Source organism: Isoptericola sp. Y541, assembly GCF_059445465.1.
The window spans coordinates 76,459-89,814 of record NZ_JCAIUJ010000008.1 but is presented as its reverse complement, the minus strand read 5'-3'; the positions used below and the strand labels follow the sequence as shown (position 1 = coordinate 89,814).

The 13,356-nt window shown below is 72.2% G+C and carries 12 protein-coding genes and 2 tRNA genes; 7 read left to right on the top strand and 7 right to left on the bottom strand.

What is annotated here, in order from left to right:
* Positions 1-4 precede the first annotated feature (4 nt).
* The 3 genes from AC1C2V_RS16835 to AC1C2V_RS16825 all read left to right on the top strand — a co-directional run bounded on the left by AC1C2V_RS16835 (position 5) and on the right by AC1C2V_RS16825 (position 386).
* Positions 5-78: transfer RNA gene (locus AC1C2V_RS16835), tRNA-Ile, on the top strand.
* 66 nt (positions 79-144) lie between these two features.
* Positions 145-264 carry a DLW-39 family protein gene (locus AC1C2V_RS16830; RefSeq protein WP_495390792.1) on the top strand — a complete coding sequence of 40 codons (120 nt, stop codon included), beginning with the start codon at positions 145-147 and terminating at the stop codon, positions 262-264.
* A 49-nt stretch (positions 265-313) separates the two neighbouring features.
* Positions 314-386 (top strand) — tRNA-Ala (locus tag AC1C2V_RS16825).
* Between the two features lie 219 nt (positions 387-605).
* On the opposite strand, the gene AC1C2V_RS16820 is transcribed toward AC1C2V_RS16825, so the two are convergent.
* On the bottom strand, positions 606-1,601 hold the full coding sequence (locus AC1C2V_RS16820) for a hypothetical protein (protein WP_495390791.1): 996 nt from the start codon (positions 1,599-1,601) through the stop codon (positions 606-608).
* A gap of 95 nt (positions 1,602-1,696) precedes the next feature.
* Between AC1C2V_RS16820 and AC1C2V_RS16815 the strand changes: the two genes are divergently transcribed.
* Positions 1,697-2,236: a peptidylprolyl isomerase gene (locus tag AC1C2V_RS16815; protein WP_495390790.1), complete on the top strand. Its 540-nt coding sequence runs from the start codon at positions 1,697-1,699 to the stop codon at positions 2,234-2,236.
* A gap of 315 nt (positions 2,237-2,551) precedes the next feature.
* Positions 2,552-3,268: a rhomboid family intramembrane serine protease gene (locus tag AC1C2V_RS16810; protein WP_495390789.1), complete on the top strand. Its 717-nt coding sequence runs from the start codon at positions 2,552-2,554 to the stop codon at positions 3,266-3,268.
* A 52-nt stretch (positions 3,269-3,320) separates the two neighbouring features.
* Here AC1C2V_RS16810 and AC1C2V_RS16805 read toward each other — a convergent pair whose 3' ends face one another.
* Positions 3,321-3,587: a cell division protein CrgA gene (locus AC1C2V_RS16805; RefSeq protein ID WP_495390788.1), complete on the bottom strand. Its 267-nt coding sequence runs from the start codon at positions 3,585-3,587 to the stop codon at positions 3,321-3,323.
* Between the two features lie 131 nt (positions 3,588-3,718).
* Here AC1C2V_RS16805 and AC1C2V_RS16800 point away from each other — a divergent pair, with 131 nt between their 5' ends.
* Positions 3,719-4,450: a DUF881 domain-containing protein gene (locus AC1C2V_RS16800; RefSeq protein WP_495390787.1), complete on the top strand. Its 732-nt coding sequence runs from the start codon at positions 3,719-3,721 to the stop codon at positions 4,448-4,450.
* Positions 4,451-4,543: 93 nt separating this feature from the next.
* Positions 4,544-5,230 (top strand): aminodeoxychorismate/anthranilate synthase component II, encoded by a 687-nt coding sequence (locus tag AC1C2V_RS16795; RefSeq protein WP_495390786.1) that lies wholly within the window; start codon positions 4,544-4,546, stop codon positions 5,228-5,230.
* 172 nt (positions 5,231-5,402) lie between these two features.
* On the opposite strand, the gene pknB is transcribed toward AC1C2V_RS16795, so the two are convergent.
* Genes pknB through AC1C2V_RS16770 form a run of 5 tightly spaced genes read right to left on the bottom strand, consistent with a single transcriptional unit; the run spans position 5,403 to position 13,355 of the window.
* Positions 5,403-7,397 (bottom strand): Stk1 family PASTA domain-containing Ser/Thr kinase, encoded by a 1,995-nt coding sequence (gene pknB, locus AC1C2V_RS16790; protein WP_495390785.1) that lies wholly within the window; start codon positions 7,395-7,397, stop codon positions 5,403-5,405.
* Positions 7,398-8,960, bottom strand: coding sequence for a serine/threonine-protein kinase (locus AC1C2V_RS16785; RefSeq protein ID WP_495390784.1), 1,563 nt, complete (start codon positions 8,958-8,960; stop codon positions 7,398-7,400).
* A complete protein-coding gene (locus AC1C2V_RS16780; RefSeq protein WP_495390783.1) occupies positions 8,957-10,420 on the bottom strand; it encodes a peptidoglycan D,D-transpeptidase FtsI family protein in 1,464 nt (487 codons plus the stop codon). Before AC1C2V_RS16780 ends, AC1C2V_RS16785 begins: the two co-directional genes overlap by 4 nt.
* The gene (locus tag AC1C2V_RS16775; RefSeq protein ID WP_495390782.1) at positions 10,417-11,991 is read right to left on the bottom strand and encodes an FtsW/RodA/SpoVE family cell cycle protein; all 1,575 of its coding nucleotides are present in this window, start codon (positions 11,989-11,991) and stop codon (positions 10,417-10,419) included. Before AC1C2V_RS16775 ends, AC1C2V_RS16780 begins: the two co-directional genes overlap by 4 nt.
* Complete coding sequence (locus AC1C2V_RS16770; RefSeq protein ID WP_495390781.1) at positions 11,988-13,355, bottom strand: PP2C family protein-serine/threonine phosphatase; 1,368 nt, start codon at positions 13,353-13,355, stop codon at positions 11,988-11,990. The genes AC1C2V_RS16775 and AC1C2V_RS16770 overlap by 4 nt, the downstream gene beginning before the upstream one ends.
* Between the last annotated feature and the right edge of the window lies 1 nt (position 13,356).

Genomic DNA, 13,356 nt, shown 5'->3' with positions numbered 1-13,356 from the left:
GTTCGGGGCTATAGCTCAGACGGTTAGAGCGCTTCCCTGATAAGGAAGAGGTCGGAGGTTCAAGTCCTCCTAGCCCCACTCCAGGCCGCACCAGGCCCGGGCCCGACACGTACGGCCCTCGTGGTCGTGACGAGGAGGCAGAAGATGAAGAAGCTGTTCGTCCTCCTGCTCGCGCTCGGCGCGGGCTACCTGATCTGGCGCCGGCTCAACGAGGACTCCGCCGACCGGGACCTGTGGTCCGAGGTCACCGACACCATCGACTGACCTCGTCGGCAGCCCGACGCACTCCTGGCCCGGCTCGCCGAGGCCGCCAGGGGCCATGGCGCAATTGGTAGCGCACCTGCTTTGCAAGCAGGGGGTTAGGGGTTCGAGTCCCCTTGGCTCCACCGACAGCACACCGCACGGGCGCCTCGGCGTCGGCCGCGCTGACGCGGTCCGGCTTCACGGAGCGACCGGTCCCCTGAAGGGGAGGGTCTGGCCATAGACCACGCTGTTCGCCGTCGAGCCCTCCTGCCGATGAGTGCGCAGGATCGGGAACGACGAGGGCCCCGTCCTGTGGACGGAGCCTTCGTCGGGTGCGGTGCTGCTGCCGGGTGAGGAGCGGGTCAGGCTTTCGCGCCCGAGCCTGTGTCGCCCTTGTCGCCGCTGGTGTCGGTGCTGCTCGTCGTCCCGCCGGCCGTGTCGTCCGCCTTGCGGGTCGTGGTCCGGGCACGGCTGCCGGCCTTCTTCGCCGCGTCGGCGGCCTTGTCCCGAGCCTTGTCCACAGCCTCGGTGACCTTCTCGCCGACGTCCTCGCCCAGCTCGGTCGCCTTCTCCGCGGCCTCGCGGCCCCTGGCGACGGCCTGACCCGCGACCTCGCCCACGGCCTCGGCCGCGTCCCCGACCGCATGGCGGGCGTCGCGTGCGGCGCCGTCGAAGTCGGGGCCGGGCGACTGCTCCCAGGGCTCCGCCCACGGGTCGTTCTGCGGCTGCGCGCGCCGCCAGAAGGCGTAGCCGGCGACGGTGGCGCCGACGAGCGCGAGGATCCAGAAGACGCCCTTGCCCTTGCCGGACGACTTCTCGGCCTCCTTGGCCGCCTTCTCCGCAGCGACCTGGGCCTTCGCAGCCTCCTTGGCCGCCTGCTTCGCGGCCTTCTTGCCCGCTCGGCCCGCCTTCTCGGCGGCGTCCCTCGCCGCGTCTGCGGCGGCGACGCCCGCGGCACCGGCCGCCGCCCCCGCCCGGGTCGCGGCGTCGTTGAACGCGGCGACCACGCGCGGCATGTAGTCGTCGACGATCCGGTCGTGCGCGGTGTCGACCAGCGGCCCGGCCTTGTCGGCCGCCTTCTCGACCCGGGGGGCCGCGGCCAGCACGCTGTCGCGCCAGGCCTTCTCCGCCCGCGGGGTCAGCCACTCCAGGAAGTTGTCCACGCGCGGCTCGGCCCAGTCCTTGGCGCCGCCCGCGGCTCGCGCGCCGACCTCGACCAGCACGGCGGCGGCCTCGGTCGCGGAGTCCTTGAGCTTGTCGGTGTCGAGCTCGTTGATCTTCTCGCTCACCCTCGTGGCGAGCTTCTCGTTGAGGTTGGCACTGTCCTTGACGCTGTCGCCCACGTTCTTTCGCACCATGGACCCACTGTGCCACCCGGCGCCGTGGGATGCAGCGGAACGCGCGCGCCTGTTCCGGACCGGGGCCACGGGGACGGGGTGAGAGGATGGGGCGCATGTTCGCAACCCTCCACACCTCCGCCGGTGACATCCGTATCGAGCTGCTGCCGAACCACGCGCCCAAGACCGTCGCGAACTTCGTCGGCCTGGCCAAGGGCACCACGACGTGGACGGACCCGGCCACGGGCGCCGAGCGCAACGACCCCCTGTACGACGGCGTGATCTTCCACCGTGTGATCGAGAACTTCATGATCCAGGGCGGGGACCCGCTGGGCACCGGGACGGGCGGCCCCGGCTACACCTTCGACGACGAGATCCACCCCGAGCTCACCTTCGACAGCAAGTACATCCTCGCGATGGCGAACGCGGGCAAGCGTCGCAACCCGGTGACGGGCGCCGTCGAGGGCACCAACGGCTCGCAGTTCTTCATCACCACCGGCGCCACGCCGTGGCTCAACGGCAAGCACAGCATCTTCGGCAAGGTGGCGGACGACGAGTCCCGCGCCGTCGTGGACGCCATCGATTCCACCGCGACGCGCCCCGGCGACCGTCCGGTCACCGACATCGTCATCAACAGCGTCACCATCGAGGACTGACCGACACCAGGTCACGCGGTCGGGGTCAAGACTCCCGGCGCGGTCGTCTCCCTCCCGAAGCGCAGCGCCCCCTGGGGCGCGTGAACGCGATCGCCCCGAGAGTCTTGACCCCGACCGCGCTGCCGAACTACGGAGGGCCGACCCATCTCGACACCGCAGCCGCCGGGCCCCGTAGGCCCGCAGCCCGGGCAGCCCGCCGGCGGGCCGCCCGTGTGCCCCCGGCACCCCGACCGCGTCTCGTACGTGCGCTGCCAGCGCTGCGGCAGGCCCGCGTGCCCGGAGTGCCAGCGTCCGGCCCCCGTGGGGATTCAGTGCGTGGACTGCGTGGCGCAGGCCGCGCGTGCGACGCCGTCCACCCGCACGGTCTTCGGTGGGACCGTGCGGCCGGGGCGCCCGGTCGTCACGCTGACGATCGTCGCGCTCTGCGTGGTGAGCTGGGTGCTGCAGCTCGTCACCGGCGGCGAGTGGACGATGCGCTGGGCGTTCGCCCCCTCGGTAGGGCTGGACGAGCCCTGGCGGTTCCTCACCGCGGCGTTCCTGCACTCCGAGAGCCCGCTGCACATCCTGTTCAACATGTACGCGCTGTGGCTCGTGGGCCCGTTCCTCGAGCAGGCGTTCGGGCGGGTGCGCTTCGTGTCGGTGTACGTGCTGTCCGCCATCGGTGGCTCGGTGGGCTACCTGCTGATCGCGAGCCCGACGATCGACGGCGGGTGGAACACCGTCGTCGTGGGCGCCTCAGGGGCCGTCTTCGGACTCTTCGGCGCGATCATCCCGGCCCTGCGGCGCATGGGGCGCAACGCGACGCAGATCGTGGTGCTCATCGTGATCAACATGGCGATCCCGCTGCTGCTGCCGGGGATCGCGTGGCAGGCACACCTCGGCGGGCTCGTCATCGGGCTGGCCATGGGCGCGGCCTTCGCGGCCGCGCCGCGGGAGCGTCAGGCCCTCGTGGGATGGGCGCTCCCGGCGCTGGTGGCCGTCGTCCTGGTGGGCGCGTCCGCATGGAAATACGCCTCCGTCGGCTGGTTCTGAGCCCGTCGTCCACAGGTTTGCTCACAGCTGTGGAACTACACCGGTGAAAGTCTCAGCGCCAGCGCGTCGTCAGTCCGAAGCCGGCGATGATCAGCACGAAGCCGACCGCGAGGTTCCAGCCGCCGAGGGCCGGGATCGGCAGCCCCAGGTTCGGCGCCGTGAGGTAGTAGGTGACGATCCAGGCGAGGCCGACGAGCATGAGCCCGAGCATCGTCGGGACGAGCCAGCGGGGGTTGCCCTGCGGCTTCGCGCGCTTCACAGCGGCGGTCGCCGGCTCGGCCGGGGCGTTCTTCTTCTTGCGGGACTTCGACTCGGGCACGGGTTGGCTCCTGTCCGGGCGGGCTGTGCGGCGGCCGAAGGCCGGATGCCCGCCGCCGCCATGGATTCTGTCGACTAGCGTAGTCGTCAGCAGGCTCGAGATGGACAGCCCGAGAGGGACGAGGTGTGCGGATGAACCGTCGACTGCGCGCGAGCGCGACCGTCGCGTGTGTCCTGGCCGCGTCCGGACTCATGTTCACCGCCAGCGCCCAGCTCGCCGACAGCAAGGACGGGCGCGACCCGCAGGACCTCGCCGAGCTCGTCACCACCGAGTCCGACCGGGTGACCGAGCTGACGGACCAGATGAACTCGCTGGAGTCCGAGATCGACGACCTCGGCGAGCGGGTGGGCACCGACCTCCCCGCCCTGGGCGTGGACCTCGCGGCCCGCGAGTCCGTGGTCACGGGCGCGCGCGCCGTGCGCGGGTCCGGCGTCACCGTGTCGCTCGACGACGCGCCCGCGTCCAGCCAGTCGATCAGCGGCGCACGGCCGGACGACCTCGTGGTGCACCAGCAGGACCTGCAGCACGTGATCAACGCCCTGTGGGCCGGCGGAGCCGAGGCCATGACGCTGCAGGGCGAGCGCGTCACCGCGACGTCGGCGTTCCGCTGCTCCGGCAACATCCTGCTGCTGCACGGCAAGGTCTTCTCGCCGCCCTATGTCATCGAGGCGGTCGGCGACCCGAAGGCGCTCCGCAACTCCCTCGACGCCGACCCCGGCGTCGACATCTACCAGCAGTACGTCGACTGGGTCGCCCTCGGCTGGTCGGTCAAGAACCAGGGCGGGCTCGAGCTGCCCGCGTACACCGGCAGCTCCGAGATGCGGTACGCGAAGGTCCCCGACGGCACGGACGTGTTCTCGTGAGCGGCGCGCAGCTCCGGTCCGTCGGACGCCGGCGATGGCGTGGCAGCAACGCCCCGCAGACCTCCTGACCACCACCCCCGAAGCGAGCCAGCCATGATCTTCCCCGCCACCTCCACGACCGGCGACCGATCGCGCATCCTCGTGGTCGACAACTACGACTCGTTCGTCTACACGATCGTCGGCTACCTCGACCAGCTCGGGGCGAGCACCGTCGTCGTGCGCAACGACGCCGTGCCGGAGCCTGACGCCGCCGGCGTCTTCCACGACGCGGACGGCACCCCGTACGACGGCGTGCTGGTCTCCCCCGGGCCGGGCACGCCCAAGGAGGCGGGAGCGTCGGAGGACGTGATCCGGGCCTGCGCCCGCTCCCGGACGCCGATGCTGGGGGTATGCCTGGGCCACCAGGCCCTGGCCGAGGTGTACGGCGGCACGGTGGCGCACGCGCCGGAGCTCATGCACGGCAAGACGAGCCTGGTGGAGCACGACGGCGCGGGGGTGCTCGACGGCCTGGGCGCGCCGTTCACGGCCACGCGGTACCACTCGCTGGCCGTGCTCCCGGAGAGCGTCCCCGCCGAGCTCGAGGTGACCGCCACGACCGCGACCGGCGTCGTCATGGGCCTGCAGCACCGCGACCTGCCGCTGCACGGCGTCCAGTTCCACCCGGAGTCCGTGCTCACCGAGGGCGGGCACCGGCTGCTGGCGAACTGGCTCGCCGTGTGCGGGGACGCCGGCGCCGTGGAGCGGTCACGCGGGATGGCGCCGCTGGTCCACCAGGGCTGAGCTTCGCTGATCGGACTCGTCGACCCCCGCTGGTCGAGCCTGTCGAGATCCGGGTTTCGACAGGCTCAACCAGCGAAGGCCGACAGGCTCAACCAGCGAAGGCCGACAGGCTCAACCAGCGAAGGCCGACAGGCTCAACCAGCGGGGGTCGACAGGCCCAACGGGCGGGTGCTCAGCCCTCGCCGTCCCCGCCGAGGTCCAGACCCGGGAGCGGGTCCTCGGCGTCGGTCGCCGTCGGGTCCGGGTCGGGGGTCTCGTCGGCCTCCGGCCCGGTGGAGATCACGATCCCGACGTGGGAGTTCACCTCGACCTCGGTGCCCGCCGGCACCTCCTGCGAGATGACGACGCCCGCCGGCACGGTGTCGGAAGGCTCGAACGTGTCGTCCGGGATGAGCTGCGCCCCGCCGAGCTCCGTGTGCGCGTCGTCGGCAGTGAGCCCCTGCACCTGCGGCACCGAGGTCTTCTCGGGGGCCTTCTCCTTGGCGATGACGATCGAGACCTCGCTGCCCTGGGTGACCGGGCCGGCCTGCGGGCTCTGCTTGATGACCGTGCCGGGGTCCTTGTCGCTCTCCTCCGTGCTGGACGACGAGCTGAGTTTAAGGTCCGCGATCTTCGCCTTGGCCTCGTCCTCGGTCATGCCCCTCAGGTCGGGGAGGTCCACCTGGCCGGTGGAGACGATCAGGCCGACCGTGTCGCCCTCGCTGACGGCCTTGCCCTCCTCGGGGCTCGTGCCGATGACGACGTCCTCGGGCACGGACTTGCTGTTCTGCTGCTCCACCTCGCCCACCTGGAGCTTGGCGTCCTCGATGATCTGGCGCGCCTCGTCCTCGGTCTTGCCCGCCACCTCGGGGACGCCGATGGTGTCCGGGCCGGCGGAGAACGTCACGGTGACCGTGGAGCCCTGGTCCACCTCGGTGCCCCCGTCGGGGGTCTGCCCGAGGAACGTGTCCTCGGGCTCCGTGGAGTCGGTGTCCGTCTCCTGCTTGTAGACCAGCCCGGCGTCAGTGATCCGCTTCTCCGCCTCGGCGGGCGTGACGGTGGCGCCGAGCTCCGGCACGGTGGCCTTGGCCATCGTGCCCGAGTTGATGATGAGGAACGTGATGATCGCGGCGAGCGCGATGGCGCCGACGGCGATCAGGGCCCACATGAGCCCCTTGCGGCTCTTGTGCTCCTCCTCGGGCGCCTCTTCGGGATTGGCGGCGGGCCCCCACTGCGACGTCCCCGCGGGGTCCATGACCTGGGTCGCGTTGCCGGCGCCCAGCACCTGGGTGGCGGCCGCCGCGCCCACCAGCGGCGCCGTGACATCACCGCCGCGGATGGCGGACTCGAGGTCGGCGCGGAACTCCGCCGCCGTCGAGTAGCGGGCGTCGCGGTCCTTGGCGAGGGCCTTGAGCACGATGCGGTCGAGCACCTCGGGCACGTCCGAGGCCAGCTCGCTGGGGCGCTGCGGCGCCTGGCCGACGTGCTGGTACGCCACCGCGACCGGGGAGTCGCCGATGAACGGTGGCCGCCCGGTGAGCAGCTCGAACAGCACGCAGCCCGTGGAGTACAGGTCGCTGCGGGTGTCGACGGTCTCGCCGCGGGCCTGCTCGGGCGACAGGTACTGGGCGGTGCCGATGACGGCGTGGGTCTGCGTCATCGTCGCCGCGGAGTCCGCCATCGCGCGCGCGATGCCGAAGTCCATCACCTTGACCGCGCCCGTGGGCGTGATCATCACGTTGGCGGGCTTGATGTCGCGGTGCACGATGCCGGCCTGGTGGGAGTACTCGAGCGCGCTGAGGATGCCCGCCGTGATCTCGACGGCCTCCTCGATGGGCACTGCGGCGCCGTCCTGCAGGATGTCGCGGACGGTGTGACCCTCCACGTACTCCATGACGATGAACGGCACGTGCACGGACGCGCCCTGCGTGTCGGTGTGGGTGTCCTCCCCCGTGTCGTACACCGCGACGATGGAGGGGTGGTTCAGCCCGGCGGCAGACTGCGCCTCGCGTCGGAACCGGGCCAGGAAGGACGGGTCGCGCGCGAGGTCGGACCGCAGCACCTTGATCGCGACGGTGCGACCCAGGCGCGTGTCGTGCCCGATGTGTACCTCGGCCATACCGCCGCGGCCGATGAGCTCACCGACCTCGTACCGGCCCGAGAGTACTCGGGGCGTCTTGTCCACCACTCAGTCGTCCTTCTCGGTCATGGCCGCGCGCGGGGCGCACGGCGTGTCTCGGAGCATCATCCCAGAGTTGGGACGGACGCCCGTGCCGGTGCGGGCGAGGGCGAGCAGGGGGCCCGTGACGAGCATCGCCGCCTCGCCGTCGCCCTCGGCCGCCATCGCCTGCACCATCGTGGCGAGCAGCAGCACGACCAACAGCCCCAGCAGGGCGAGCAGTGGCCAGGAGAGCCGCCCGAGCGGCCCGAAGCGCTGGCCCGTGGACGTCGACGTCCGGCGCGGGCCCTGCTTCGTGTCGGGGGCGGAGCGGCCCCCGGTCGACCTGTTCCGTGACGGCGCAGGGCCCGTCGCGGACTTGCGTATCGCCGGGCGGCGCGCGTCGTGCGTCCTGGCGCGGACCTCCCGGCGCAGCGGGTAGGCGCGGCCCGCGGGCCCACCCACGATGTGCTCCGCGAAGTCGTCGTCGGCGTGCGGGCCGTCGAGCGGCGGCGGGTCGGGGACGGGGACGCCGGCCTCCGGCGTCGCCTCCCCCGCGGCCTGCTGCGGCGTCGCGGGGGTGCGGGTGTCGTCCTTCGGGTTGACCGCCGTCCAGGACACGGGCAGCGCCTGCGGGGTGGCCGGGCTGCCCGGCCGCGCCTGGCCGGGCGCCGCGTGCGCGGGGACGGCCCGCGGCGAGCGCGTGACCGGGCGGGCCCCCGACGCGGCGGCGCGCCGGGCCGACCGGGACCGCGCCCCGAGCGGGTCCTGCGCGATCTCGCGCGCGAGGGCGTCGAGCTCGCCCGCCAGCGCTGCGGCCGACTCCGGCCGGCGCGACGGCTCCTTCTCCAGCATCCGCCCGATGACGTCGGCGAGGCCCGGGTGCACGTGCGTGGGGAGCGGCGGTACCGGCGCGTTGACGTGCGCCACCGCGATGTCCACCGGCGTCGAGCCGGTGAACGGGCGCTTACCCGCCGTCGCCTCGTACGCGACGACCCCGAGCGCGTACAGGTCGGAGGCGGCCGTCGCGGCCTGCCCCACCGCCTGCTCGGGCGACAGGTACTGGGCGGTGCCCATGACCATGCCGGTGGCCGTCATGGGGGCCTGGTTGGCGGCCAGGGAGACCCCGAAGTCGGTGATCTTCACGCTGCCGCCGTGCTCCAGCAGGATGTTGCCGGGCTTGACGTCGCGGTGCACCACCTTGGCCAGGTGCGCGTGGTGCAGGCCCCGGGCGGTGGCCGCCAGGATCGGCAGCAGCTTGCGGGGCGCGACGACGGGCTCGCGCTCGAGCAGGTCGGCCAGGGGTTCGCCGAGCACCAGCTCCATGACGAGGAAGCCGGCGCCGTCCTGCTCCCCGTAGTCGTACATCTGCGCGATGTTCGGGTGCGAGAGGGCGGCGCTGTTGCGCGCCTCCGTGCGCAGGCGGCGCAGGAAGTCCTCGTTGCCGGTGTACTCCTCGCGGAGCACCTTCACCGCGACCTCGCGGCCCAGGAAGCCGTCGTCGGCCACCCAGACCTCGCCCATGCCGCCCACCGCGATCTGCCGGGTGAGGCGGTACCGCTCGCCGAGGGCGAGCCCCGTGGTGGGCCTCATCCGTTCAGCACCGCTTCCATGACGGCCTTGGCGATCGGTGCCGAGACGCTGCCGCCCGTGGCCGAGGACCCCAGCGTGCCGCCGTTCTCGACGACGACCGCGACCGCGACCTGCGGGTCCTCCGCCGGGGCGAACCCGGTGAACCACACGTGCGGCGGCTCGGAGTTGTCGCCGTGCTGGGCGGTGCCCGTCTTGCCGGCGACCGAGACGCCCGAGATCTGCGCGCTCGTGCCCGATCCGGACTCGACGACGCTCTTCATCATGTCCGTGAGCTCGCCGGCGTTCTTCTCCGAGACTGCCCGGCCGAGGCTGGTGGGCGAGCCCTGCCGGACCACCTCGAGCTGCGGGTCCCGGATGGTGTCCACCGAGTACGGCGCCATGACCTCGCCGCCGTTCGCGATCGCCGCGGAGATCATGGCTACCTGCAGGGGCGTCGCGGTCACGCTGCCCTGGCCGATGCCCGACTGCTCCACCTGGTCCGTGGACATCGCGTCCGGGTCCTTGTCGTACGTGCTGGCCGCGGCCTTGAACGGGATATCGAAGGTCTTGCCGAAGCCGAACTTCTCCGCCTGCTCGTCCATGGCGTCCGCGCCGAGCTCGCCGCCCAGGCCGAGGAACGCGGTGTTGCACGAGATCCGCAGCGCGTCGGCCAGCGTCATCTCGCCCACTGACGCGCACGACGTGCCCGCAAAGTTGCCGACCTGGGTGTTCGTGCCGGTGAGGGTGAACGTCGACGGTGCGGGGATCACAGTCGACGGCTTGTAGTCGCCGCTCTCGAGCGCCGCGGCGGTGGTCACCAGCTTGAACGTCGAGCCCGGGGGGTAGCTCCAGGCGGTGGCGCGGCTGATCAGCGGCTTGTCGTCGTCGTGGAGCAGCTTGGTGTATGCCTCGCTCGCCTCCTTGGTGGAGTGCGAGGCCAGGTCGTTCGGGTCGAACGTGGGCTTGGAGACCAGCGCGAGGATCGCGCCCGTCTTCGGGTCGAGGGCGACGACGGCGCCCTGCTGGTCGCCGAGGGCGTCCCACGCGGCCCGCTGCGCATTCGGGTCGATGGTGAGCTCCACGGAGGACCCCTCGGGGTCCTTGCCGGTGAGCAGGTTCTGCAGCCGGTCCACCCACAGGGCGTCGGCCTGCCCGTTGAGGTAGTCGTTCTCCGCGTGCTCGATCCCCGTGGTGCCGTTCGCCAGCGAGAAGAAGCCGGTCAGGGGCGCGTACGTGCGCGGCCTCGTGTACTCGCGCTGGTAGCCGAACTCGTCGTCCACCTGCTTGGACAGGGCCACCGCCTCGCCACCCACGACGATCGGCCCGCGGGCGCGGCCGTACTCGGCGTAGATCGAACGGATGTTGCGGGTGTCGCCGTTCAGCTCGTCGGCGTGGAAGAACTGGATCCACGTGGTCGAGACCATGAGCGCCAGGAACATGACCATGACGACGCTCGCGAGCCGGCGCAGGGTCGTGTTCACAGGTGCTCACCTCCTCTGCTGTCCGGGTTCTGCGGGTCGCGCGGGCGTTGGATGTACTCCGTGGCCTGCCCGCCCCCGCCCCCGGCACCGTCGTCGACCGCCCCGGTCGCCGACCTCCGTACGGGCGTCCCTCGGCCCGGAGTCGTCCCGTCCTGGGCGCCGACGACGATGGGGTCGTGCATGGCACCGCCCTGGGCGATTGTGCCCCGCACCGGCAGGGCGGACGGACGCCGGGCGTTGTCCGAGACGCGGAGCAGCAGTGCGATGACGATCCAGTTGGCCAGCAGCGACGACCCACCCTGCGCGATGAACGGCAGCGTCAGGCCGGTGAGCGGGATGATGCGGGTGATGCCGCCGACCACGACGAAGAGCTGCAGCGCCATGACGAACGCGAGGCCGCCGGCGAGCAGCTTGCCGAACCCGTCGCGCACCGCGATCGCCGTACGCAGGCCGCGCTGCACGATGAGCAGGTACGTCAGGAGGATGGCGAGCAGGCCGGTGAGGCCGAGCTCCTCGCCCAGCGACGAGTAGATGAAGTCGGAGAAGGCGTACGGCACGAGGTACGGGTACCCCTCGCCCCAGCCGGTGCCGAAGAGCCCGCCGGAGGCGAGCGCGAACGTGCCCTGCACGATCTGGTACGACCCCGCGGGGGCGTCGTACAGCTGTTGATCGAACGGGTTCAGCCACACGTCCATGCGCGCGCCGACGTGCGGGAACATGCTCGCGGCGAGCACGGCCCCGGCGGCGAACAGCACGAGGCCGATGAGCACCCAGCTGAACCGCTCCGTGGCGAGGTACAGCATCGCGACGAACAGGCCGAAGAACAGCAGCGACGTGCCGAGGTCGCGCTCGAAGACGAGGACGCCGAGCGAGGCGGCCCACACGATGATGATGGGGCCGAGGTCGCGGATGCGCGGCAGCTGCAGGCCCAGCACCTTCTTGCCCGCCAGGGCGAGGGTGTCCCGGTTGGTCACCAGGTAGCCGGCGAAGAAGATGGCGAACGCGATCTTGGCGAACTCGGCGGGCTGCAGCGAGAAGCCGCCGATGTTGACCCAGATGCGGGCGCCGTTGATCTCGCGCCCGATGACGGGCACGAGCGGCAGGACCACGAGCCCCAGGCCCACGAGCATGGCGGTGTAGGTGAGCCGCCGGATCCAGCGGTGGTCGCGCAGGAACCAGATGAGCAGGACGGCCAGGCCCGCGCCCAGGCCCGTGTACGTCATCTGCGACCACGCGTCGGCGCCGTTCATGTCCGCGAGCTGCAGGCGCAGGATCATCGCCAGGCCCAGGCCGTTGAGCAGCACCACGGCGGGCAGGATCACCTGGTCCGCCCACGGCGCGCGCAGGCGCAGCACCACGTGCGCGGCGAGCCCGATGAGGGTGAGCAGCACGCTCGTGGGCCAGAAGTCCTCCGGCAGCGCGCCCGTGATGCTGTGGCCCACCATCGCGAACGCCGCGATCCCGGCGCCGAGCGCGAGGATCAGCAGGAACAGCTCGGCCAGGCGTGCGGGCCGGCGCTCCGTGGGCTCGACCGTGCGCCCCGCGGGGGCCTCCTCGACGGCGGCGCTCACCCCTTCGACCCCTTGTCGTCCGCAGCGTCCGCGGGCTTGGTGGCCTTGGCCGTGGGCTTGTCGGACGGAGTCGGCTTGTCGGAAGGAGTCGGCGTGGGCTCGGGGGCGGCCTCCGAGATGAGGCGGTCGGCGCGCTCGCGCGCCTCGGCTTCGGACGACGTGCGGATCGAGCCGTCGAGGCGGTCCGCCCAGTAGTCCGGCAGGTCGGACACCGGCGTGCCGGTGAGCTCCACGGGGGTGGAGAGCGTGAGCGGGCCGGCGCTCGCCGGGATGCCCTGGAAGACGGCGACCTCGCCGTCCGCCACCCCGACGTAGTACTGCTGCTGCGTCCAGCCGTACGCCCACCACAGCCCGTACCCGACGCCGCCGAGCACGACGAGGACCACGAGGAGGGTGATCCACGGGTGCCGTCGCCGCTCCGGGCGGGCGTCGTCGTCGGGGTCGTCGTCGTCGTCCGGGTCGCCACTCTCCGCCGCGGTCCCGTCCTCGGGGGCGGGATCGGCGCCGTCGGGCGCTTCCTGGGGCGTCGTGAGGACTGCGGGGAGCTCGCCGGTCGCGGCGGCACCCACGATCTGCGCCGCTGCGGCCGACGTCGGCAGAGCGGTCGTCGCGCCGGCCGTGTCGCCCGCGGCCGCGTCGTCGTCCAGGACGTCCGCGACGATCACCGTGATGTTGTCGGTGCTGCCTGCGGTCATGGAGAGCGTGATGAGCAGGTCGGCGGCCTCGTCCGGAGTCGGCGACTCGACCAGCACCTCGGTGATCTGCTCCGGCGAGACGAAGCCGGACAGCCCGTCAGAGCAGAGCATCCACCGGTCGCCGGCGCGCGCCTCGCGCACGGACATGTCGGGAGTCAGGTCGACGTCGAAGTCGCCCAGCACGCGCATGACGACGTTGCGCTGCGGGTGGTGTTCGGCCTCCTCCGGCGAGATCCGGCCCGTGTCGACGAGGTGCTGCACGAAGGTGTGGTCCACCGTGACCTGCGTGAGGCGGGCGTCGCGCAGCAGGTACGCGCGCGAGTCGCCCAGGTGCGCCATCACGAGCGTGGTGCCCGTGTGCAGCAGAGCGGTGACGGTGGTGCCCATGCCGACCAGCTCGGGGTCGGCGTCGCTGACGCGCACGAGGTCCTGGCGGGCGCGCTCGATCGTGTGCTCGAGGTCGGTCAGCGCCTCCTCGGGGCCGTGCTCCGTGCGGTCGAGCGGCGCGAGCGCGGCGATCGCGAGCCGGGACGCGACGTCGCCGCCCGCGTGCCCGCCCATGCCGTCGGCCACGGCGAGCAGGTGCGGGCCGGCGTAGGCCGAGTCCTGGTTGTTGGAGCGCACGAGCCCGACGTCGGACCGCGCGGCGTACCGCAGGGTGAGGGTCACG